10 protein-coding genes and 1 pseudogene are annotated in these 24,069 nt (G+C 59.8%); 5 read left to right on the top strand and 6 right to left on the bottom strand.

The annotated features are described in order from the left end of the window. A partial coding sequence (locus tag Q1M54_RS15650) for an Ig-like domain-containing protein (RefSeq protein WP_300559188.1) occupies positions 1–14,684 on the bottom strand: 14,684 nt, incomplete at its 3' end. 131 nt (positions 14,685–14,815) lie between these two features. Here Q1M54_RS15650 and Q1M54_RS15645 point away from each other — a divergent pair. The 3 genes from Q1M54_RS15645 to Q1M54_RS15635 all read left to right on the top strand — a co-directional run bounded on the left by Q1M54_RS15645 (position 14,816) and on the right by Q1M54_RS15635 (position 17,801). Further along, positions 14,816–15,556, top strand: a complete 741-nt coding sequence (locus Q1M54_RS15645; protein ID WP_300559186.1) for a hypothetical protein — start codon at positions 14,816–14,818, stop codon at positions 15,554–15,556. A 458-nt stretch (positions 15,557–16,014) separates the two neighbouring features. Next, complete coding sequence (locus Q1M54_RS15640) at positions 16,015–17,130, top strand: ATP-binding protein (RefSeq protein ID WP_300559184.1); 1,116 nt, start codon at positions 16,015–16,017, stop codon at positions 17,128–17,130. A gap of 8 nt (positions 17,131–17,138) precedes the next feature. Continuing rightward, on the top strand, positions 17,139–17,801 hold the full coding sequence (locus tag Q1M54_RS15635) for a response regulator (RefSeq protein ID WP_300559181.1): 663 nt from the start codon (positions 17,139–17,141) through the stop codon (positions 17,799–17,801). Between the two features lie 27 nt (positions 17,802–17,828). Here the strand turns inward: Q1M54_RS15635 and Q1M54_RS15630 are convergent, their stop codons facing one another. Then, entirely contained in the window at positions 17,829–18,761 is a 933-nt protein-coding gene (locus Q1M54_RS15630; protein WP_300559179.1) for a 3-keto-5-aminohexanoate cleavage protein, read from the bottom strand. A gap of 204 nt (positions 18,762–18,965) precedes the next feature. On the opposite strand from Q1M54_RS15630, the gene Q1M54_RS15625 reads away from it, so the two are divergent. Together Q1M54_RS15625 and gshB are read left to right on the top strand one after the other, a co-directional pair. Next, complete coding sequence (locus Q1M54_RS15625; RefSeq protein WP_300559176.1) at positions 18,966–20,462, top strand: AMP nucleosidase; 1,497 nt, start codon at positions 18,966–18,968, stop codon at positions 20,460–20,462. Positions 20,463–20,510: 48 nt separating this feature from the next. Next, positions 20,511–21,452 (top strand): glutathione synthase, encoded by a 942-nt coding sequence (gshB, locus tag Q1M54_RS15620; protein WP_300559174.1) that lies wholly within the window; start codon positions 20,511–20,513, stop codon positions 21,450–21,452. 3 nt (positions 21,453–21,455) lie between these two features. On the opposite strand, the gene Q1M54_RS15615 is transcribed toward gshB, so the two are convergent. The 4 genes and pseudogenes from Q1M54_RS15615 to Q1M54_RS15600 form a co-directional block, all read right to left on the bottom strand. Beyond that, complete coding sequence (locus Q1M54_RS15615) at positions 21,456–22,172, bottom strand: hypothetical protein (protein WP_300559172.1); 717 nt, start codon at positions 22,170–22,172, stop codon at positions 21,456–21,458. A 54-nt stretch (positions 22,173–22,226) separates the two neighbouring features. After that, on the bottom strand, positions 22,227–22,994 hold the full coding sequence (locus tag Q1M54_RS15610) for a class II glutamine amidotransferase (protein WP_300559170.1): 768 nt from the start codon (positions 22,992–22,994) through the stop codon (positions 22,227–22,229). Between the two features lie 3 nt (positions 22,995–22,997). Continuing rightward, positions 22,998–23,216 (bottom strand): cysteine-rich CWC family protein, encoded by a 219-nt coding sequence (locus tag Q1M54_RS15605; RefSeq protein ID WP_300559168.1) that lies wholly within the window; start codon positions 23,214–23,216, stop codon positions 22,998–23,000. 208 nt (positions 23,217–23,424) lie between these two features. Further along, positions 23,425–24,069, bottom strand: a pseudogene (locus Q1M54_RS15600) (malate synthase G); the annotation flags it as partial.

The following is a 24,069-nucleotide window of genomic DNA, read 5'->3' as shown; positions in this document are numbered from 1 at the left end:
TGGGTCGCGCCTGCGTCCACGTCGGTGGCCGTCAAGGTGCCAGACACGGTGCTGGTGCCAGCCACTGCGGTGCCGTTGTCGAGATGACCGGCCTCAGTGACGGTGCCGGCGCGGGCGGCAGCTTGGTTGCTGACCACTGGCACGTCGTTCGTGCCGTTGATGGTGACCGTGATGGTCTGGTCAACGTAGCCGCCAAAGTCGTCCGCGACGCGGGCCGTGTAGGTCTGCGTGACGGTCTGGCCTTCATTGAGCGCCTGAGTGGCCGCCAAGCCGTTGTTGAGCGTGTAGGTCCACACGCCTGTGGTGGGGTTGATGGCGATCGTGCCGTAGGTGGCCGAAGGCGTGCCTTGGATGCTCCAAGTCTGGGTCGCGCCTGCGTCCACGTCGGTGGCCGTCAAGGTGCCAGACACGGTGCTGGTGCCAGAGGCCACCGTGCCGTCGTCTTGCGAGCCAGCCTCCACAACCGTGCCAGCCAGCGCACCAGCGGCGTTGCTGACCACTGGCACGTCGTTCGTACCGTTGATGGTGACCGTGATGGTTTGGTCAACGAAGCCGCCCAAGTCGTCCGTGACGCGGGCCGTGTAGGTCTGCGTGACGGTCTCGTTTTCTTTGAGCGCCTGTGTGGCCGTCAGGTTGTTGTTGAGCGTGTAGGTCCACACCCCAGTGGTGGGGTTGATGGCGATCGCGCCGTAGGTGGCCGAAGGCGTGCCTTGGATGCTCCAGGCCTGCGTGGCGTTGGCGTCCACATCGGTGGCCGTCAAGGTGCCAGACACGGTGCTGGTGCCAGCTGTAGCGGCGCCGTTGTCTTGCGAGCCAGCCTCGGTGACGGTACCGGCGCGAGCAGCAGCTTGGTTGCTGACCACTGGCAAATCGTTCACCGCCATCAGGTCGAGTGTCAGGGTGTAAGCCGCAACGCTGAATTCGCCCTGCGAGTCTTGCACCTTGAAGCTGAAGCTCTGGTCCGCGTTGGCGTTGAGCGCAGGGGTGTAAACCAGCCTGCCGGCGTTGATGTCGGCGATGCCGATGGCCAGTGGTGCCACCACGGCCACGCCATTGAGGCTGAGCACGCCTTGCCCAGGCAGGCTGGTGATCTGCACGCCAGCGAAGGTGTCGGCTGGGTCTTGGTCTGCAAAGACACCAAAGTCGGTTGCGGTCAAGACTTGAGCGATGTCTTCGGTCACAGCCACCAAGTCATGGCTTGACGTGGGTGGCGCGTTGGTGACCGTGGGGTCGAGCTTGACGTTGGCCAGCGTGGAGTTCAGGGCTGCCACGTTGTTGCCTGCCAAGTCGGCAATGCTGCCGGCAAATCCCAACAAGGTGATGCCCGATGTGGCAGCGTCAGTGGATGTGACGGTGAAAGTAAAGCTGGCTTGGGTGGTGTTGGCGCCGCTGTTGACCACAACACTGCCAGGCACCAACACGGCGCTGACGATGCTGGCAGGACCTGTCGGGTTGTTGAGCTGCAGCTGCAGGCTGGCGTTGGCGCCCACTGTGAGCACGGCATCAAATTGCAGACTGAAGTTGATCACTCGGGCCAAGCCGTAGGTGGCCGCTTCGGGTGCCGACGTGACTGTGGCCACAGGCAACTTGGTATCGATGCTGTAACTGGCCGTGGCCGCCCCGGTGCCGGTGTTGCCCAACAGGTCGGTGAAGCTGTTGTTGGTCAGGCTGATGGTGTTGACGCCCGCCTCGATCGATGCTGTTGGCGTGAAAAGCGCTGCCCAGGTTTTGCCGCCATCTGTGGTGGCCAAGTTGCTGAGCGCACCGCCTTGTGCTGTGAAGTCCGCGGCGGTGAGGCCTGTCACCGCTTCAGAGAACACCAAAGACAAGGCGCCGGTTTGTCCAGCCTTGAACGTGGACTGGCTCAGCGCCATGCTGCTCACGGTAGGGGCTTTGCTGTCGATGACATAGGCCGCGCTGAGGGCGCCCGTGGTGCCGGTGTTGCCCGCGATGTCGGTGTAGGCCCCGGTGAGCGAGACGCGCTGGCCCGCCAGCTCAGCGTTGACCGCTGGCGTGAAGCTGCCTGTCCAGGTAATGCCCCCATTGGCGGTGCTGAGTGTGCCGACGGTGCCGCCTTGTACGGTCAAGTCGGTATGGGTGAATCCGGTGACCGCTTCGTTGAAGGTGACGGTCACCGTCGGTGTGTCGCCTGCCTTGATGGCGCTGCTGGACAAGGCAATGGTGGCTGTTGGCGCTTGGGTGTCCACGGCATAGCTGGCACTGCTGCCCACTTGGCCGGCATTGCCCAAGAGGTCGGTATAAGCCGTGCCCAGGGTGATGGCGTTGGTGGCCGATGTGACGCCAACTGCAGGCGTGAAAGTGGCTGTCCAGGTTCTGCCGCCGTCGGCGGTGGCCACGGCAGAAAGCGTGCCGCCTTGCACCGACAAATCGGTGTTGCTGAAGCCACTGACCACCTCGTTGAAGGTGATGGTGACTGCGGCTGTGTCGCCGGTCTTGAGCGTGGACTTGTCCACCGCGATGGTGGCGCTGGGTGCGCGCGTGTCCACCACATAGGTTGACGATGCCGCCGATTGGCCGGCATTGCCCGCCGTGTCGGCATAGGCGCCCGTGAGGGAAATCTGTCGGCCCACAGCCTGCACATCGGTACCCGGATTGAAAGTGCCGGTCCAGACCAGGCCGTTTTGGGTCAGGTTGCTGATCGTGCCGCCTTGCACCGTGAGGTCAGAGGCAGCAAAGCCGGTGACCGCTTCGCTGAAGGTGATGGTCACACTGGGGGTGTCGCCCGCTTTGATGTTGTTGCTCGACAAGGCGATGGTCGCTGTGGGGCTGCGCGTGTCGATGCTGTAGTTGCCACTGTTGGCTGTGTTGCCGGCATTGCCCGCCTGGTCGGTGTAGGTGTTGGCCAGGCTGATGGTGTTGGTGGCCGATTCGCTGGGGGCGGCAGGCGTGAACGTGGCCGTCCAGGTTTTGCCGCCGTCGCTAGAGGCCACGGGGCTGAGCGTGCCGCCTTGCACCGTGAGGTCGGCATTGGTAAAGCCTGTGACGGCTTCTGTGAACGTGATGGTGACCAATGCGGTTTCATTGGCCTTCAAGGCAGTCTGATTGACCGACACGGTGGCCACAGGGGCTTTGGTGTCGATGGCGTACGGGGTGGTTTGCGCCGAGGTGTCGCCGGTGTTGCCCGCGATGTCGGTGTAAGCACCAGTAAGTGAGACGCGTTGGCCCGTCAGTTCGGCATTGGGTCCAGGTGTGAATGTGCCTGTCCAGGTCTTGCCGCCGTCAGCGCTGGTGAGGGTCCCCACTGAGCCGCCTTGTACGGTCAGGTCGGTGTTGGAAAATCCATTCACCGCTTCGGAGAAGCTGACCGTCAAGGTGGCTGCTTCACCCGCTTTGACCAAGGTGCTTGAGAGCGTCAGGGTTGCCGTTGGCAACTTGGTGTCCACCGTGAAACTGGCACTGGTGGCCGCTGTGCCGACGTTGCCGGCCAGGTCGGTGTAGCTGTTGGCCAAGGCGAGCGTGTAGTTGGCGCTGTCCAGGTTGGCCGTGGGGGTGAGCGTGGTGGTCCAGGTCTTGCCGCCATCTGCGGTGGTCAAGCCACTGAAAGCGCCACCGGCGAGGTTCAAGTCGGACACATCGAAGCCCGCAACCTCTTCGTTGAATGTGAGGGTCACGGCGGCAGTTTCACCCACCTTGATGGTGGTCGGCACGATGGACCAAGTGACCGTGGGGCCGGAGGTGTCGGTTTTGAGGCCCGAGAGCGCCGCAGAGGCACCCGACTCCATGGCACCAGACATCTGCGTGGCCGTGAGGGTGTAGCTTTGGTTGACGTTCAGCGGGGCCAAGCTGCTTTGTGCCAGCGTGACCCCATTGACGGTGTCGCCCACCCTGACTTGGATGGCCCCTGCAGACAAATCTGCCGAAGTCACGGTTTTGACGCCGACCAACACGGTGTTGCCGCCCGTGGCTTGGGCATAAAGACGCACTTGGTTGTCGACCAACGCGCCGGTATTGGCCAGGCTGATGCTGAATGTGGGGGCCGTCAGGCGGGTGATGTTGTCATCGCTGAAAGCGCCCGTGTCGCTGGAGGCGATCAGATCAGGCGCTCCGGGGGCGCCGGGCAGAACGGTGATCTCAACACCGCTGGCTGTACTCACAGGGGCAGACCAGGTCTTGGCAGCGGCCGAAGCGGGCAGCAAGATGCCGCGGATGCCCTCGGCGGTTTCAAAATAGAGTGTGGTGTCCTCGGGGCGGAACCATGCCTCCAGCGCGGCATTCACGCCGGTGGTGGCGCTGCGTGCACCCAGCCAGCTCAAGCCCGTGGGCAGCACAATCACATCGCCCACAGACAAGTCGGTGATGCTGTCCAAGCCGCTGGCGCCTGCAGACACCAGGCCGGTGTCGGCTGCGGCAAATACAAAACGGTCGTTGCCAGAGCCGCCAGTCAGCGTGTCAGCGCCCAAACCGCCGATCAGGGTGTCAGCTCCTGTGCCGCCTTGCAAAATATTGCCTGCAGCGCTGCCGTTCAGCACGTAGTTGCCGGTGCCCACCACGCGGGCGCCTTCGATGCCGGTCAGGGTGCCATTGGTCCAAACCGAAGCGTTCAAGGTGCCGCCGGTGCTGCCTTGGATTTCGAGCAGGTCGGTGGCCGTGTCGGCGCCAGCAGTCCAGCGTTGGTCCGTGGTCGTGGCCGTGGCGTCGTAAGTGGCTGCACCGCCATAAATGCGCAAATTGACAGGACCTTGGGCCAATTGGGCCAAGGTCACACGGAAGACGTCTGCACCCGCGCCACCCACCAAAACATCCACCCCAGTGGGTTGTACTGCTGTGTCGACACCTCCCCCAACAATGAGATCGTCACCGGATGAGCCGATGATGGTGTTGGCAGAGGTGTTGCCAGCCGACGAGCCGGTCAACGTTAATCCGGTCATGCCAGAGCGGTTGACCGCACTGGCATCGATGTTCACCGCCCTGAAGATGTTGTTCACATTCATGCGGCCGGTTTCTGTGGCCACGACAGCAGAGGCGAGATCGGCCGAAACGGTGCTGGCCCCGGGGGAACCCACCAACACCAAGGTGCTGGTCAACTCCGAAACGGAAGCGAAGGGGGCTGAAACCAAATTGACCGAAACCTGCGCACTGGCGGCGGCTGTTTGGGCCGTCACTTGGGCAGGTGTGGCGAACAACAACACGTCCACAGTGCGTGAGCCCGTGGTGAAGGCCGACATGACTTGCACGCCTTTGAGCACAGACTCGTAGTTGGCCAGCAGGCGTTGATCGCCCGTGGTGGAGGTGATGGTGAGGGTGGCGGTGTTTTCGCCGCTGACCAGAAGACCGGCAGCCGCAGCGGCGGTTTTAGCAGCGTCGCTGAGGACGAGTTTGTCCGCAAACGATGTGGCGGTGAAGGTTTGGGGGCTCAGCAGCCTGACGACCATTTGCTGCGCCCTGCTGCTGTCCAGATCGGACAAGCTGGCCGATGGCGCCAAGCTGGTGGCGATCGGTGAGGAATAGGTGGACACCCCGGTCAAGACGGAACCGATGGCTTCTGTGCTGGTGTTCAGACCGGCGTTCAACACGCCGTTCAGATCCACTGCGGGCGCATCGTCAAATGTTGTGATGCTCAAGGCAATGGGCTGGGCCTGTACACCTGTGGCGCCGGCCGCATCGGTGACGCTGACCTGGATCTGGCGCGCATGGCTGGATGGGGCTGCCGACAGGTTTTGGTAAGCCACAGAGCTCAACAAGCCTTGGTAAACCGTCATGCTGCCTTGACCTGTCAGGGTCAGCACGCCAGTCGTGACATCAAAACTGCTGGTGATGCCAGAAGGCAGCGTGGCGGTGACCCCCAAGCTGTCTTCACCGGCACGGTAACCCACGCTAAAGCGCACCGTGGCCGAGGCCATGAGGCTGCTGCTGCCGTCGGGATCCGACAGCTGGAGCGAGGGCGACAGCGTGGTGCTGGCCGCCGTCTTGGTCAAGGTGGCCGATTCTGCAAAGCTGGCGGTCACCGTGGTGGGCAACACCACTGGCGCATCGTTGACGCCTTGCACCTGGATGGTGCGGGTCTGCACCAGGCTGGCAGCCGTGCTGGCAGCGCCGCTGTTGTCGGTGACGGTGATGTGGAAGCTGCGCTGGCCGGTGGCCAAGTCGTCATCGCCATTGAGGAAGACGACCTTTTGCAACACTTGGCGGTAAACATCGAGTGAGGCGGCGCCCGAAATGGTCAGGTTCCCGCTGCTGTCAAACGATTTGGTGAGCCCAGTGGTTCCGGTCAGGTCCACATCAAGGCTGTCGCCGCTTGCCTTGCCAGCACTGAAGCTCACTCTCGCCAAGGACAGAGAAGTGGAATCGATGTCGGTGATGGACAAAGAAGGGGCAATGGCCGCGCCGGCTGCGGTGTTTTCTACAAAGGTGACTGCCGCAGGCGACAAGAAAAGCACAGGACGGTCGTTGACGGCCGTGATGGACACGGTCACCGTCGATGCAGCAGAGTTGAGGGTGTTGAGCACCGGGTCCACCACAACATAGGTGATCTGCGCGTTGGCGTTGCGGTTGGCCTCGGGTGAGAAGTTGACATCAACCCCGCCTGAAACCAAATTCAGCAATCGGCCCGCTGAGCCCATCGATATAGGGCTGCCGTCGGCTGCCGTGATCGTGCCACCCGTGACCGACATGATTCGGATTTGCTGCGGTGTGGGTCCGTCTTCGTTGGACAGCGTGGTCGGCGCCAGCCGCAAGCTGATGGGGGTGTCTTCTACGGCGCTGCGGGAAAGATCGCCCCCGGCCTCTGGGGCTGCGTTGTCCACCAAGCTCACCGTGATGGACCTGGTCACCGCTGCGTTGACACCATCGCTGACCGTCATGGTGAGCGTTGGTGGTGTCGCATTGGTCAAGGGCGATGTATAGATCAGCGTGGGCAGCGCAGCCTGGAGGTTGGCAGGACTGCCCGACAGCACCAAGGTGTTGGTCGTTTGGCTTCTGAGTACCACGCCCGATTGCAAGGTGACGGGAAGGCCCAAAGATCCAGTGCTCGCGGACAGGGTGAGGGTGACCGAGCTGCTGTCGGCATCCGCCACGGTGAAGCCCGACAGCAAGGTGGGCACACCCACCTTGGCCATGTATTGGTTGGGCACTGCTGCGGTGGGGGGGGCAGATGCCACCCGCAGGCTGATGGTGCTGGGGGTCTCTGGCGTCAAAGCGTCGTTGTCGCTGACAGTGACCGTGACACCGGCCGCACTGCGACCGGCTTGCGCCGTGAAAAAGACCTGCGACAGAGCGGCGTTCAAATCGGACTTGAGACCTTCAACGACCCAAGATGTACCGTTGGCGTTTTTGTTGACAAAAAGTCCCTGGGTCTGCGCCAAGTCTAGGCTGCCATTGGTGCTGTCGAGTGTCACTCGCAGCACGTCGGAGTCCAGATCCGACACCGTGATGGGGGCCAAGGCTGATCGCGTTGCGGCCACCACGTTTTGACTGGCGGTCACGGCCAAGGTGGCGGAGTTGTGCACCGTCACAGGAACGTCGATGGAGCCCACCACGTTGGTGCGGCCTTGCGGCGTGACATCCAAATGGATCTTGGCCGATGTCTGGCCCACTGTGGCACGCATTTCGAGCAAGGCCAAGTTGGCGTTGATGGCATCGAGCGTGCCTGTGAGGGTTTGGACAGTTGCAAAGTCCAAGCCGTTTTGGCTGATGAGTCCACCTGTGGCTGTGGCCGTGACGGTGAGCAACGCATTGGGGTTGAAGTAGTCCACCACCAAGCCGGGCACCGATGTGGCAACACCTGCGGCAGCGTCGAGAGACTCGGGCGCACTGACCAGGGGTGTGTTGGGGTCGTCGTCCAACAGCATCAAACGGGCGGTGCCGCTGGACAGGATGTTGCCAGCTGCGTCAGAAAACTGCGAATTGCCGTACACGTCCGAGACGACCAAGGTGATCAGTTCGTTGGCGTTGACTAGCGCGTTGTTGGCCAGTCGGACTGTGATGGTCTTGACGGTCTCGTCAGGACCAAAAGTGACTTGACCAGACGGCAAGGCGCGAACGCCGTCGGCATCTAAAAACACAAAACGATCGGCTGTCAGGGTGCCAGAGCCTCTGATGTCGTAGCGCAGCACCACCGTGCCATCAAGACCGCCTGAACGGTTGATGGTGAAACTGACGGTGTTGTCAGCGCCATCGCTGGCGCCTTCGTACAGGTATGGGGTCTGGCCAGAGACATCTTGAGCGGCATTGGACGTGACCACAAAACGTGAGGGCACGATGGGGCCAACGATGGCGTTGTCAGCCAAGTATTTGAGGCCTTGGTTGTCGGTATCGCTCAACAAGGTTTGCAATGGGCTTGCGTTGCCAGTGTTGAGGTAGGCGCCCAACTTGGTCAAGATGGCGTCTCCCTGGACCACCTGCTGAACCTGCACAATTTTGCGCAACACGGCCACAGCGTCTTTGGCGTCATCGCCTTGGCCATCGATGGTGGTGGTGGGCTGGCCCCAGATCAGGCCGTTGGCTTTGGCGATCACTTGCGCCAGTTGGTCGGCTTGGGCAAGGGTCAGGGTCGTGATGCCCAGCGCGTTGGCCGCACTTTGCAAGATGGAGGACACGCTGTCCGAACCGGTCGCTTTCGTGACCACTTGCGCGATGCTGTAGCTTGGGTTGACGGCGAGGACTTCGGCAATGGCACTCATCATGGCCACGCTGGTCTGCGTGATCGGCTTGTTGGCCGCAATGACGTTCAGGACGCTGCCGCCCACGTCGGACAGCGCCGCCAGCATGGCCGCGCTCTTTTGGTAGGTCACCGCATCGAGCTTGGCGGCTTGGGCTGTGCTGGCACTGCTGTAGCTGGCCACGCTGATCGAGGCTTCGCGAAACGCGTCGTAACTGCTGAGGTTAACGCTCGTCACAAGTCCCAGGGCTTTGGCGATGGCCGCTTCTGATGCCGCTGTGCTGGTGTTGAATTGGGTGATGACGCCCGCCTGAGTTTGGTTGGCGGGGGTTCGAAAGCTGGTCACCGAAGGGTCAAAGTTTGGATCGTCCAGCGCTGCTTCGGTGAAGTAATAGTACTGCGCACCACCACGGCTTTGGTAGCGCGATATCAAGGTGCTGACGGGGTTGATGACGGTGTAGCCCTCGGGTGCTTCGTACTGCACCAAAAAGGGCTGGCCGGTTGAAATGTCCACACCACCGCGCATGATCAGGTGGCCGCTGCCCCCTGGGATCGAGAACACACCCGCACCCACCGAGCCGCCCACGGCTTCGCCCAAGTTGACCGTGTTGTCGTTGTTGGTGTCCACGAACACCAGTACATCGACCAAGTAACCGTCTACCGCAGAACCCGCCACCGCGCCGTTGACCGTGACGCCACTCAGGTTGGCCACGTTGTTGAACGTGAGGTTCAAGTTGTTGCCGGCAGAATCGGTGATACTGGACACAACAGGAACAGTCGGCAGCTGCAGGGACACGAGCGAGATGCCATTGGTGTCGAGGTCGCCCTTTTGCACGGTGTATTTGAAAGTCAGGGCAGAGGTGCCCGAACCGGCATCGTAAGTGGCAAAGCGCAACGTGGCACTCTCCAGGCCCAAACGAATGCGGGGTGTTCCGGTCACAAACATGGGCTCGTTGCCCTGCACCACGATGCTCAACACTTGACCCAGGGTGTAGGTGGCGTTGGCGGGCGCCAAGACCGAACTGATCAGCGGAGCCGTGTTGTCGACCTGGAGGGCCGCAGGCAAAAAAGCATCACTCTGGTTACCAGCTGCGTCCACATTGCGCACGCCCACGCGTTGACTGGCGTAGTTGCCTGCGCTCAACGTGAAACTGGTAGCGCCATCGCTGGCGGTGGTCCAAGTGGAGCCGCCGTTGGTGGTAAATGACCAACCTGCAAGTGCACCCGTGACATTGACCACACCAGAATTGGTGATGCCATCGCCAGCGTTGGTGCCCGTGTCGCTGGCCAGCAAAACGGTAGCAGCTGCAGGGGGTGTCAGGTCAATGCCCAGCGACTGCGTTTGCTGCGTTGCAGGGTTACCGGCCCGATCGGCCACATCGGCTTTGAGGGTGTAGTTGCCATCGGCCAAGCGGCTACCGCCGCTGAGCAATGTGCTGGGCACGGTGACCGCAAACTGGCCTGCGCTGACTGCGCCCTTGACCGTTTCCAGCAAGGTGGTCGGCGCGCTGTCGCTGTAAAAGCGCAGAGTGACTTCTTGGCCGTCCTCTACCCCGGAAGCATTGCCACTGATGGAGATGCCAGCCAAGGCCTCTTGTAAATTGATGGTGTTGTCGCTGGCCACAGCGGAAAGGCTCAACGTCGGAATGGATCGGTCGATGTTGACGCTGAGCAACTTGGAGGTGATGTTGCCAGCACTATCTTGTGCCTGTATGCGGATCATCACATCGCGAACCTGCCCATCGCTGACCAGGGCACTCAGGTCGCCGCTGATTTGTCCACCGGCATAGGTGAGCTGCTGCAAAGGCGTGCTCAGTGTGGGGTCGTTGTTGGCGAAGACTTGTACCGTGGTGGATGTGGCACCGTCGATGCTCACCGCTTTGGAAAATGAACTGACCTGTGCATTGGGCACCACCACATCGGCGCTTGAGGCCAGGTTGATGGTGGGTGCTGTTGTGTCTACCGTGATGGGGCGCGTTGCAGCCTCGCTCACATTGCTGGTCAGGGTCTGCGTGGCAGACAGGGTCTCGGCCCCTTGGCCCATGGCCGCGATGTCGGCGGCGACCAAGGTGTAGCTCCAGCTTGTGCCCGTCACCGTCGCTGCGCGGGTGTTGCCCCCAATCGTCAAGGCCACCGAGGCGCCCGCCTCGTTCGTGCCGGTGATCGTGGTGCTTTGCTCGCTGGCGTTGATGATGTCATCCGTCGCCACCGCATTGATGATGGGTGCTGTGGGCGCTACCGTGTTCACCGTGATGGCGCGCGTCCCAGCTGCGCTGGTATTGCCTGCTGCATCGGTTTGCGTGGCAGACAGGGTCTCGGCCCCCTGGCCCATGGCCGTGATGTCGGCGGCCACCAAGGTGTAGCTCCAGCTCGTGCCCGTGACCGTCGCTGCGCGGGTGTTGCCCCCAATCGTCAAGGCCACTGAGGCGCCTGCCTCGTTCGTGCCCGTGATGGTGGTGCTTTGCTCGCTGGCGTTGATGATGTCATCCGTCGCCACCACGTTGATGGTTGGCGCTCCTGCCACCAAGGTGTTCACCGCGATGGCGCGGCTTGCAGCCGGACTGGTGTTGCCTGCTGCATCGGTTTGCCTCACAGACAGGGTCTCGGCCCCTTGGCCCATGGCCGTGATGTCGGCGGCCACCAAGGTGTAGCTCCAGCTCGTGCCCGTCACCGTCGCTGCGCGGGTGTTGCCCCCAATCGTCAAGGCCACCGAGGCGCCCGCCTCGTTCGTGCCCGTGATGGTGGTGGTTTGCTCGCTGGCGTTGATGATGTCGTCCGTCGCCACCGCGTTGATGATGGGTGCTGTAGGCGCTGCCGTGTCCACCGTGATGGCGCGCGTCCCAGCTGCGCTGGTGTTGCCCGCTGCATCGGTTTGCGTGACAGACAGGGTCTTGGCCCCTTGGCCCATGGCCGTGATGTCGGCGGCCACCAAGGTGTAGCTCCAGCTCGTGCCCGTGACCGTCGCTGCGCGGGTGTTGCCCCCAATCGTCAAGGCCACCGAGGCGCCTGCCTCGTTCGTGCCCGTGATGGTGGTGCTTTGCTCGCTGGCGTTGATGATGTCGTCCGTCGCCACCGCGTTGATGGTCGGCGCTATGGGCGCTGCCGTGTCGATGGTGAAGGGTTTCAGGTTGGTGGAAGCGGTTTGTCCGTTGGTGGTGACGTTGAGCACCGGCGTGTAGGTGCCTTCAGGCAGGTTGCTAGGCTGGCTGAACGACCAAGCGCCGTTGGGCTGAACGGTAACGGGATAAGTCTGTCCGTTCAGCGTGACCGTGGCCGTTGAGCTCGCTGGCACTGTGCCGCTGAGTTCGGGCGTGGGGTCGTTGGTTTTGTTGTCATCGGCTACGCCTGTCGCGTTGTCGCTGGCCGGCGCGAGCCCTCCCGTGGTGGTGGCGTTGATGGCCAAGGTCACCAAATTATTGGTGTCGGCACCGTCTTGATTGAAGTTGCCTGCGGCGTCTTTGAATTTGCCAGAGTCAACACGAATGCTGGCACTGCTGCCGGTGACCGAAGGCGTGAATGTGGCGGTATAGACCAACGGGTTGGAGCCGCTTTGCACCAAAGCACTCAAGGTGCCGCCGGTCAAGGTGATGTCACCGCTGGAGCCGTTCCATGAGAAGTCGCTGGACGCTTCGCTCAGGGTGAAGGTGACCAATGCTGTCTGGCCCGCTAACAGTACTTGGGCGTTGGCACTGATGGTGATGGTGGGTGGCGTGGCGTCGTATTGCACCTCGAGCCTGCGCTCAGAAGACACATGGCCAGCACGGTCGGTCTGCGAGGCATACAACCGGTAAGTCCCATCCGTCGCTGTTTGTCCAAGCAAGGTGTTGAGCGAAACTTTGTAGTCACTGGCTGGGGCCGTGGTGTTGATGAGAGCAAGCTGTTGCTCGACCGACCCGTTCACTCGGACGACCCGTATCGCCAAGCTCGCACCGATCTCCAAACCCGAGACCTGAATGGTGGGCAATACCGAAGTGATGCCGTCACCCGCAAGGCCAGTGTCTTGGCTGTCCAAAGCCAAGCTTGGCGACACAACGCCACGGTCCAAAATTAAGGGAAAGGCTTTGGAATCAACCCCTTTGACGCCTGCGGCTGTTTCAACCTGCGCAGTGATTCGCAGCAGGGTTTCTTGGGGGCTGGCAGCCAAAGTGCTTTTGTCCACCATGACTGAGATCTGCCCAGCAGACAGGTCAGAACCGGTCAAAACCTTTTGTCCCAACAAGACACCGCTGAGGTAGAGCTTGACGGTGTCGCCCGCTATGGCGCCTGAGGTTGACAACTCGACAATGACCGGCACAGTGAGGCCACTGAGGGTGTTTGTCGGGTCGAGGTAGTAGGGATCGACGCTGGTCTGGTCGCTGACATCTTGACCAATGTAGGGGCGCCCTGGCGCAGATCTTTGTCCGGCAGCTGGTGCGGCAATGGGCCCGACGACCGAAGCCACCTGTGCCAGCCGTGCATCGATGGCAGATTCGGTGTAATTGGCTGCACTGAAGGTGCTGCCGGAGATGGCCGACTGCAAATCGTTTTGTATGACGTATTCGGTCTGCACCAAAGCCGTCAAGGCCTCCTTGGCTGCACTGGCGGTGAGCGCGAGGTCGGAAAAGTTGTCGTTGACCCTGGCGATGGCTTGGGACAGTTCAGCCAATGTCGCAACGCCTGCAGTAACCGAGGCGTCCAGGTTGATCTGGCTGTCGAGTTGCGTGAACACATTGGCAATGAAGGTCTGACCGGCCGTGCCTGCCAACGCCACAGGACCGGTCTGGGCACCCAGTGTCAGTGCTATGGATTGAACAACTTGGCTTGCCGCCTCGATTTGGCTCATGCCAGGTGCGGCCTTTTGCACGGCCGCTGTGGCCGCGACGATGAGGTTGGCCACTTGGGCCGCCTTGCCGTAGATGGTCAGCGCCTCTGCAGCCGCTGCGTTTGTGTTGCTGCTCAGTGCCGCAGAAATCGGGTCGAGACGCAAGAGGTCGTCAGCAGAAACATCACCCCCCAAATTGAGCAGGCTCGCCAGTCGAAGCGCCGCAGCGTCGGCGGACTCGCCGCTTTGACGTATGCCTTGGATCAACGTGGTGAGCGGCGTGATGGCGGTGGCGGAGTCAGGGGCACTGAGCACGCCAGTGAAGGCCAGCCCCGTACCGTAAATGTCTTTACCCCCCAAAACGTGGATGGCTCCTGAGCCTTCAAGGCCCGAAAATTTGCCTTGCGCATCGGTAATTTTGTATTTATCCGGCCCTGCGCCACTGATTTCGCCCTCTTCGACAATGCCATCGCCATCGTCGGCCCAGGTGCCGTTGAATTTGCCGTTCCCATCACCATCCCGCCAAACCAGCGAGCCTTGCAAATAGCCCTTGACCACGACACCCGAGACCAGCATAGGCCCAGCAACAGCTGCAGCGGCTCCGCCACCTCCACCACCAAGCCCCAATAGGCCCAACAAATAGGCGGGGTTGAATCCATCGGTGAATGTGCCTTTGGCCGTTTTGACGTCTGCATCTGATGCGTCATCAAGACTTGGAAGGCCAGCCTGCTGAAGTTCGTCGTTGAAAAGGTCCCTGAAAGATTGGCGGGCGTCAGCGGGCGAGTTGGACGATGGGTTGGAATTTGCAGAGGATCTATTGGGTGAACCTGTTGCAACCTCATCGCTGAATTGGGCGTGTGCTCCACCCAATCGCAACCATTTTTCGACCAACATGGCCAGCGCGGCGTCTGCCAGTGGTGGCACAGGCTCTGCATGAACAGCAAGGGCTTGGCCCTTGTCGGCCAACTGGTCAGAAGGGGCCCAAGAATTCAATGGCTCGGGTGAAACGGTTTCTTCGGCGCCACCATGGGCAACGTCTGGATCATGGATGTCGAGCTTGCTTGTGTCCTGCTCTTGACGCTTGTCCTCATTGCTCTGTGCATTGGTGCTCTGCGCAGCCAAGGTCTTGTCGGCCAACAACAGGCTTGCCAGAACAATGCCCCAAAAAGAACGGGCGGGAACAAGCGTGACTTTTTGCAGCAAATTCGAAAGCACCTCTTGGGGCTTTCTCAGCTGTCGTGTATCACGGCTAGGGTCTGAACGCATACGGTATCCGGTCTTTACTTAGGTAGTTACCGCAAATTTATCATTTTTCCCACGACTGAGCAAGTTAGATTGTCAATTTATATGTTTTTGTCAGTTGGTAAGTTAATCGATTGCCCTAGAATTGATTGGAGATGATTTTCACAACCGTTCGAAACCTGATCACCGCAATTGCTTTAGTGGGTTTTGCATGGGCAGCTCAAAGCCAAATAAACGTTACCGAAAACTCTAAAAAAACAACAAAAGAGCCACTTTCGATTACTGGCAATGAGCTGTCAGATCCTGTTTTTTTTCGGGACATGCTCTCCCAATCTCTGGGTGAATTGACACGCAACGAGTCCGCCGTTTTATTGGAACTGCGGAAGGGTTACGAACGTCTCAGTAAAAGTTGCTCACGCGCAACACCTTCAAAGCCCCCAATTGAAGACGCCGCTTTGTCTCGCAACATTCTGGCTTTTGAGCAAGCCAGAGCCGTTATCTCGGCCCGTCAAGATGCTCTTGTTCGTTCTGGTTCAGCCTATGAACTTGCAGCCAACCGCTTAGAAGCTCAATATTGTTTGGGCTTGCCATCGAATCTGCTTTTTGATGCTTTGAAGTCACCTAATTGCAAACAAGCTCAAAATTTACAGAGTATTGTCAAAATCTACCGAACTGGGCTGAGTCAGTATTACCAATTGCAATCGGACCGCTATCGAACCTATTTGGATTTGGCGACCATTGAACAACAAGGTTGTGTGCGCAGCGGCTTTACCAGCCGTTTGCTGTTGACCAACGACGGCTACATGAAGGAGTCTGAAGAGCAAAGTCAAAGAATGGTCAACCGTTGGGACAGTGAACTGAACCGATGGCTGCGGTCTGCAGGTGTGCCCCCATGAGCAGTCAAAAAACCACTTTAGCGCGGCCTCCCTTCAACCCGGCCAAGGCGCTGTGGGGCCTTTTGTTGTTGGGCCTGAGCATCTTTGGCGCGCTGATCGCTTTTTGGTCAGGCGGTTGGTACCTTCATTTGGTGGAGCAAAGGGCTCTCCAGAGTGCTTTGCCTGCCCTCTCGCGCGCTTTGGACCAGACTCTGGGGGAGTTGGAGTCGCGACTCAACACAGACAATTACCTTGAAGTGAACACCCACAGCCAGCTTTCAACGGTCTTTCAAGTGCTGCGCGAGGATGTCCCCTTTGTCTCTGCTTTGGAGATTCGAGATGCCGAGGGTGCTTTGTTGATGACGAGCGCAGCACCCACTCGCACTGAAAACCGCTTGTTGTCGCCAGGTTACGCGGCATTGTTTGAGTCGGCTGTCAAATCCGGGCGTCCCGGTTACTCCAGCATTTACGCAGAGCCGATGCGCGGTCAAGAGGGCCACTTTTTTGATCTGTTCATTGTGTCGCGTTGGGGGCAAAAACAAGGTTTGATTGCCAAATTATCCGCCACAGATTTGCTCAGGATCAGCCTCGAGAGCTTGGACAGGGAGGTGATGTCTGGGCTGGACCTTGTGATCCAAGAGGCCATGCTTTTGACCCCTCAGGATGCCTCCAAACCACTCTGGCCAGCGGAACAATGGCTTTTCGAGCGCCATGGCTTGCGATTGACATTGTCCGGAAAGGCGTCTGCGCCGTTGGCCAACACAACATTGGCTTTGCAGTGGTTGCTCGCTTGTCTTGGCGGCTTGGCGGCACTTTCGGCCTCGTTATGGATTCGAGGTTTACGCTACAGGAAGTTGACCAAATCGCGACTGGAAGAGATCGAAAAAAAGATGCAGTCCGATGCCCGAATTGCGACACTCGGCGAAATGTCAACCGCCATCGCGCACGAATTGAATCAGCCCTTGGGGGCGATATCCAACTACGCCTATGCTGCCGAAAAGATTGCCAAACAACAGCCCAATCCTGAACCGGCATTGCTCGAAGGATTGACTCAGATTCGCCGGGAGGCCGAGCGGGGTGCCGAGGTCATCAAAAGCATTCGCAACTTCATTCGCCGAGAAGAACTTGCGTCCGAACAGATCGATGTAGCGGCGCTGCTGAATGACCTCAGGCCCATTCTGGAACTCCAAGCGCAAAGTCAAGGCAGCAACCTGACCATTGAAGTCAAAGACCGTTTAGTCGTCAATTGCTCCAAAGCTCTGTTGCAACAAGTCATCTTGAATTTGACCAAAAATGGGCTGGATGCCATGAGGGATTTGCCAAAAACTTCTCGGTTTTTACAAATCAAAGCGGGTTTGAATGAAACCACCCACAGGGTCATGTTTGAGGTGATTGATTCTGGACATGGGATTTCTGAGGAGGTTAAAAAATCGCTTTTCAAACCATTTTTTACCACCAAAAAAGATGGTCTTGGCATTGGTTTGAATCTGTGTTTATCCATCGCTGAGCGACAAGGCGGCACTGTGATGTGGCACAACAACTTAACTGGTGGTGCTCGGTTCGTTCTGGAATTGCCAGCGAAAAGTTACACATGATGAACACCATGAACCTGCCTTTGAACGGTCTTCCCCCGCCGTACGTCATCGCTGTAGATGACGATGCAGGCATGCTTAAGAGCATGGAGTTTTTGCTCAAAGCAGAACGGATCGATTCTTATTTTTTTTCTGGTGGCCTTGCTTTTTTTGATGCCATCAAAGCCAAGCCTGAACTTCTCAATGGCCCAGGCTGCATATTGCTTGACGTGCGCATGCCAGACATGAATGGGTTGGAGGTTTTTGACAAATTGATTGCCATCGATCCGAACCTTGCTATGCCGGTGATTTTCATCACCGGCCACGGGGATGTTGCTTTGGTGACCAAGGTTCTGAAACAGGGTGCTGTCGATTTCATCACCAAACCCTATTCTGCCGAAGACCTTCTTTTGCGCCTGCACGAGTACTTCGACAACTCCAGGTCAAGATACATTCGCAAAGCCAACATGCAGTCGGTCGAGCAGCGCATCCAGCAGTTGACTGAGCGCGAGTTTTTCGTCATGGAGCATTTGTTTGAAGGGCTTTCAAACAAAGACATTGCCGAAATCTTGGGTAACAGTGTTCGAACGATTGAATTGCGAAGAGCCGCAATTTATGACAAGTTGCAAGTCAAAAGCGTGGTTGAGTTGGCGCGGCTTCTCGAGAATGCCGAGTGGAAAAAGAAGCCCCTGTAAGCCCCTATCAGCCTCGCCAACTGAGCCTCAAAAATTCACCTGATCCCCACCCTTGAGCGCCAGCATGCTTCGGGCCTCATCGGGGGTGGCAATTTCCAAGTTCAGCGCTTCGAGCACGGTGCGAATGCGCTGCACCTGCTGTGCACTGGATTGGGCCAACTGGCCCGGGCCGATCCACAGCGAGTCTTCCAGGCCCACACGCACGTTCGAGCCCATGGCCGCGCCAATGCTGGCCAGCGCAATCTGCCCCTTGCCTGCGCCCAAGATGGACCACTGGTAATCGTTGCCAAACAAGCGGTCGGCGGTGCGGCGCATGTGCATCAGGTCTTCGGGGTGCGGGCCGATGCCGCCCAAAATGCCGAACACCGATTGCACAAACAAAGGCCCTTTGACCAACCCCCGGTCACGGAAATGTGCCAGGTTGTACAGGTGGCTGATGTCGTAGCACTCGAACTCGAAACGGGTGCCGTTTTCGGTGCCCAAGCGCAGAATGGTTTCGATGTCGTTGTAGGTGTTTTTGAACACCAGGTCGCGGCTTTTTTCCAAGTGCGCCCGCTCCCACTCGTGTTCAAAGTTTTTGAAGCGGTCGAGCATGGGGAACAAACCAAAGTTCATCGACCCCATGTTGAGCGACGCCACCTCGGGCTTGAAGGTCAGCGCCGGCTGCATGCGCTCGTGCACCGTCATGTGCGGGCTGCCGCCTGTGGTCAGGTTGATGACGGCATTGGTGCTGGCTTTGATCTTTTGCAAAAACGGCACAAAAAATGCCGGGTCTTGTGTCGGGCGACCGTCTGCCGGATCGCGGGCGTGCAGGTGCAAGATGGCGGCGCCCGCTTCGGCAGCAGCAATCGCGGCGTCGGCAATCTCGTCGGCCGTCACCGGCAAATGCGGCGACATGCTGGGCGTGTGGATGGCGCCCGTGGGGGCGCAGGTGATGATGACTTTGCGGGCTTTGCTCATGAACCGTCTCCTGAAAGTGGTGAACCCGCCGCGTGCGGGCTGGGTAGTGCGCCTTAGCATGCCCGACTCGCAAGCATGGTGTGGTCACCAAGGCAACATGCACAGCGCCTCGACATGCGCGGGTCACGCGATTGCAGCAAAATGCACAAGACCCCAGCACCCACTTTGTGGGCGCCATCGCCAGACAGCCTGTCCAGGAAACTTATGCAGCACCTGCCGCCGTTCATCGCCCCTTCTGAACACCAAGACGCCGACAGCGCTTTGGCGCAAATCCAGCACATTTACCAGCACAGCGTGAACCATCTTCGCCAAGCCATGCGAGAGTTTGTGGCGGGGGCCGACATGGCAGACACCCGGGTGCGGGCTTGTTACCCGTTTGTGCGGGTGCAAATCAGCAGCGCCAGCCGCAAAAGCGCGGGGCTGGACAGTCGGCTGAGTTATGGCTTTGTGGCCGAGCCCGGCCGATTTGAAACCACCCTCACCCGGCCTGACTTGTTCGCCTTCTACATCCGTCAGCAGTTGGCGTTGCTGCTGCAAAATCATGGCGTGAGCTTGCAGGTGGGCACCAGCAACCAACCCATTCCCATCCACTTTTCTTGGGCCGAAGACGAGCACATGGAAGGCAGCCTGAGCCCCGAGCGCCAAGCCCTGATGCGCGAGGTGTTTGACTTGCCAGACTTGGCCGCGATGGACGACGGCATCGCCAACGGCACGCACGAACCTGCAGCCTCTGAGGCCAGGCCGCTGTCGCTGTTCACCGCGCCCCGCATCGACTATTCCTTGCAACGGCTTCGCCACTACACCGGCACCTCACCGCGCTGGTTTCAGAACTACGTGCTGTTCACCAATTACCAGTTCTACATCGACGAGTTCATCGCGCTGGGCCGCACCGAAATGCAAAACCCGGGCAGCGAATACATCGCTTTTGTCGAGCCCGGCAACATGGTGACACGCCGCGTGGGCCTGACGCCCGAGGACGTGGACGCCCTAGGCCAAACACCGCCGCGCCTGCCGCAGATGCCTGGCTACCACTTGGTGCGCAAGGGCCACAGCGGCATCACCATGGTCAACATCGGTGTGGGACCGGCCAATGCCAAAACCATCACCGACCACATTGCTGTGCTGCGCCCGCACGCTTGGCTGATGCTGGGCCACTGCGCGGGCCTGCGCACCACGCAGCTGCTGGGCGACTATGTGCTGGCCCACGCCTATGTGCGCGAGGACCATGTGCTGGACGAAGAGCTGCCGCTGTGGGTGCCGATTCCGGCGCTGGCCGAGGTGCAGGTGGCGCTCGAGCGTGCCGTGTCCGAGGTCACCGGCTGTCATGGTGCAGACCTCAAACGCCTGATGCGCACCGGCACAGTGGCCAGCACCGACAACCGCAATTGGGAGCTGTTGCCGGACAACAAACCACAGCGGCGCTTCAGCCAAAGCCGTGCCGTGGCCTTGGACATGGAAAGCGCCACCATCGCTGCCAACGGTTTTCGCTTTCGGGTGCCTTATGGCACCTTGCTGTGCGTGAGCGATAAACCCCTGCACGGCGAGATCAAGCTGCCGGGCATGGCCAACCATTTCTACCGCGAGCGGGTCAATCAACACCTGCAGATTGGTATCCGCGCCGTGACTTTGCTGCGCGACGCTGGCCCCGAACAATTGCACAGCAGAAAGCTGCGCAGCTTTGCAGAAGTGGCCTTCCAATAAGACGCTCCGGTGTCTCGGTTTTCACCTTTTTTGTGAGACAGTTCAGCCATGCACATTCTATTTATTGCCGACCCACTCGAGTCCTTCAAGATTTACAAGGACACCACGTTTTCGATGATGCGCGAATCGCAAAAACGCGGCCACCAGGTCGTGGCCTGCCAGATGACCGATGTGCGCTGGCAGCAAGGCGAAGCGGTCTCAGCCCAAGTGCGTGACATCACCCTGACGGGCGAGCCAAACACTTGGTTTACACAGACCGCCACACGCCGCGCCAATTTGAAAGATTTTGGCGCGGTCATCATGCGCACCGATCCGCCGTTTGACAGTGAATACTTTTACGCCACCCACCTGCTGAGCCAAGCCGAGCGCGAAGGCGCGAAGGTCTTCAACAGCCCTGCGGCCCTGCGCAATCACCCCGAAAAGCTGGCGATTCTGGAGTTTCCACAGTTCATCGCGCCCACGCTGGTCACACGCAGCGAAGCCGATATCCGCGCCTTCCATGCCGAACACGGCACCATCATCTTGAAACCGCTGGATGGCATGGGCGGCACGGGCATTTTCAAGGTGGGTGCAGACGGCCTGAACCTGGGCGTGATCATCGAAACCCTCAACCGGGGTGGCGCACAAACCGTGATGGTGCAAAAGTTTTTGCCCGGCATCGCGCAAGGCGACAAGCGCGTGCTGTTGATCGGGGGCAAGCCGGTGCCCTTTTGCCTGGCCCGCATCCCGCAAGGCGGCGAAGTGCGTGGCAACTTGGCAGCGGGCGGCAAGGGTGTGGCCCAGCCCATTTCAGCACGCGACCGCGAGATTGCAGAGGCGCTGGGCCCCATCTTGATGGCCCGCGGTTTGATGCTGGTGGGCCTGGACATCATTGGCGAGAATCTGACCGAGATCAACGTGACCAGCCCCACCTGCTTTCAGGAAATCACCGACCAGATGGGGTGTGATGTGGCCGCGCTGTTCTTGGACGCGGTGGCAGCAGCGCTTTAAAGCTCAGGGGAATTTTTCGGGCGTCCAGCGCAAGCCCAAGGACAGCCACTGCTGATCGGAGCGCTGGACCTGCGGCCCACCCCAAGGTGCTCCCAAAGTGGCATCCACCTGCAACAAGCCCGGCAAGACCTGGTAACGCAGGCCGGTTTGCCAAAACGGTTTTTGCCGGTCGTTGCCAAAGCTTTCGCCAATCCACATCCAGCGCCCATTGAGCTGAAATTCCAAGCCCATGCCCCAATTGATTTGGTCACGCCCGGTGGCCCGGTCTCTGGCCCAACCCAGGTTGGTGTGGCTGACCCATCGGTCGTCCATGAAGGACACCGACACCGGCACATACGCATAGGTTTGACCTTTTGCCAAGTCCAAATCGGTGTGTGGGCGGTGGCGCAATTGGCCCAGCGCCAGGCCCGCACCCCATCCGTTGGGGGTCATGGTTTTGAAAAGGGTTTTGACTTGCAACACAGCATCCATGCTGTGGCCCATGGAAGCATCGCGCAAAGCGGCCCCGCCCGCCGTGATCTCGAACCGGCCTGTCGGGTTGCATGCCGGCAAAGCCCAGTGCTCGGTGCGGTTGGCATCGCGGCGTGACCAAGATTCGAGTTGACAGCTGCCTGCGGTGGTCATGCGGGCATCGTCGGTCATGAAGGGCCTGGCAGCCCACGTCAACGTGGGCGCCAGCAGCAGCCCAAGCAGTGCTATCAAGTTCAAAGGAATTCCCATGCCACGATGTTAAAGCGCTTCTGTGACAAAACGATCACCGCACACCGCTGGGCTTCATGCCCCCAGCAGGTCACCGCCTTCAAAGGTGTACAAGCGGCCAGGCTCAAAAGCCACCCAGGCCTCATCGGTGGTCAAAGGCGCGGTCACCACCACCGCGACCCGGTCACTGGCTCGGGTGTGGTCAGCAAAGTTCACGCTCAGGTCTTCGTCGCTCAAAGTGGCTTGGGTAAAGGGGTGCTTGCGCAGCACATAGTGCAGGTTCGTGCTGGCGTGCGCCCACAAGGCTTGTCCGTTGGACAGCAAAAAGTTGAAAGTGCCAAAGCGGGCGATCTGCGGCACCAGCTCGCGCAGCGTCAGTGACAGCTCTTGCACACTGGGCACACTGGCGTGCGACTTGGCGAGCTCCTGCATGAGCCAGCAAAAAGCGCGCTCGCTGTCGGTTTGGCCCACGGGCTTGAAGCTGCCATGCAGGCGCGGCGCGTAGTCGGACAAATTGCCGTTGTGCGCAAACACCCAGTAGCGACCCCACAGCTCGCGCACGAAGGGGTGGCAGTTTTCCAGACTCACCTCGCCTTGTGTGGCTTTGCGGATGTGGGCAATGACGTTTTGGCTTTTGATCGGGTAGCGCCGGATCAAATCGGCAATCGGCGAGGTGCTGGCGCTTTGGTGGTCCACAAAGTGGCGCACGCCCTGCCCTTCAAAAAAGGCGATGCCCCAGCCGTCTTCATGGTGGTCCGTCAAGCCACCGCGCTGCGCGAAGCCGCTGAAGCTGAAGGTCACATCGGTGGGGGTGTTGCAGTTCATGCCGAGGAGTTGGCACATGGTTCAATCCCTCGTCACCGGTTCAGTGGGGTTGGCGCAGCGCTGACAAATACAGGACCGGTTGCGTGCCGCTTCGGGCACCTGCGCCAGCAAGTCAGCACCAAAGTGCACGCGCGTGCACCAGCAAGGGCCCGCAGACGCTGCTTCACCAGAAGCCATGGCACAGGCATTGGGTTGCCCACACAAAGGGCAGAGGCAAGGGTCAATGATCAGCTGGGTCATGGCCTTGAGTCCTCAGTGCTTGGCCAGTCGACGGCGCTGCGCGTCACGCCACAGGCGAATGGCCAGGGCCACCAACAACGACTTCGGTATCCGGTCAATCCAGCGCATCGCGCCCTCCACAAAACACCATTCTCAGCCATACACAGCAAAACGGCTCCCGAGGGAGCCGTTTTTTTCAAGCATCGGACCGTGTCAGGTCCCTGCGCTTTCAGGCCGCCTTGACCTTCAAGCGCCATGCGTGCAGCAGGGGCTCGGTGTAGCCGCTGGGCTGCGCCTTGCCTTTGAACACCAGGTCGCAAGCGGCTTTGTAAGCCGCAGACTTGGCAAAGTTACCGGCCATGGGCTGGTAAGCCGCGTCACCCGCGTTTTGCGCATCCACCACAGCGGCCATGCGCTGCATGGTTTGCTTGACTTGCTTTTCGCTCACCACGCCGTGCTGCATCCAGTTGGCCATGTGCTGGCTGCTGATGCGCAGCGTGGCGCGGTCTTCCATCAGGCCCACGCCGTTGATGTCGGGCACCTTGGAGCAGCCCACGCCTTGGTCAACCCAGCGCACCACGTAACCCAAAATGCCTTGGGCGTTGTTGTCGAGTTCTTTTTGCTTGTCTTCAGCCGACCAGTTGGCCGCGTCTTTGGCCACCACAGGGAACTGCAACAAAGCGTTGAGGGTGGTTTCGCGCAAGGTTTTGGCGTCTTGCTTGGCCACGGCTTTTTCCATCTGCTTTTGCAGCGCAGGCACGTCCACTTGGTGGTAGTGCATGGCATGCAGCGTGGCGGCGGTGGGGCTGGGCACCCAAGCGGTGTTGGCACCGGCCATGGGGTGGCCAATTTTGGCCTTGAGCATGTCGGCCAT

This window comes from Limnohabitans sp. Rim8 (assembly GCF_943326455.1).
Taxonomy (GTDB): domain Bacteria; phylum Pseudomonadota; class Gammaproteobacteria; order Burkholderiales; family Burkholderiaceae_C; genus Limnohabitans_A.
This window is presented reverse-complemented; position numbering and strand designations above follow the sequence as displayed.

What these genes read in the sequence shown, in the direction of transcription:
- Q1M54_RS15630 (WP_300559179.1), bottom strand. Translation starts at nt 18,761, where the DNA reads ATGAGCAAAGCCCGCAAAGTCATCATCACCTGCGCCCCCACGGGCGCC.
- Q1M54_RS15640 (WP_300559184.1), top strand. Translation starts at nt 16,015, where the DNA reads ATGCGCGGTCAAGAGGGCCACTTTTTTGATCTGTTCATTGTGTCGCGT.
- Q1M54_RS15645 (WP_300559186.1), top strand. Translation starts at nt 14,816, where the DNA reads ATGATTTTCACAACCGTTCGAAACCTGATCACCGCAATTGCTTTAGTG.
- gshB (WP_300559174.1), top strand. Translation starts at nt 20,511, where the DNA reads ATGCACATTCTATTTATTGCCGACCCACTCGAGTCCTTCAAGATTTAC.
- Q1M54_RS15635 (WP_300559181.1), top strand. Translation starts at nt 17,139, where the DNA reads ATGAACCTGCCTTTGAACGGTCTTCCCCCGCCGTACGTCATCGCTGTA.
- Q1M54_RS15610 (WP_300559170.1), bottom strand. Translation starts at nt 22,994, where the DNA reads ATGTGCCAACTCCTCGGCATGAACTGCAACACCCCCACCGATGTGACC.
- Q1M54_RS15615 (WP_300559172.1), bottom strand. Translation starts at nt 22,172, where the DNA reads ATGGGAATTCCTTTGAACTTGATAGCACTGCTTGGGCTGCTGCTGGCG.
- Q1M54_RS15605 (WP_300559168.1), bottom strand. Translation starts at nt 23,216, where the DNA reads ATGACCCAGCTGATCATTGACCCTTGCCTCTGCCCTTTGTGTGGGCAA.
- Q1M54_RS15625 (WP_300559176.1), top strand. Translation starts at nt 18,966, where the DNA reads ATGCAGCACCTGCCGCCGTTCATCGCCCCTTCTGAACACCAAGACGCC.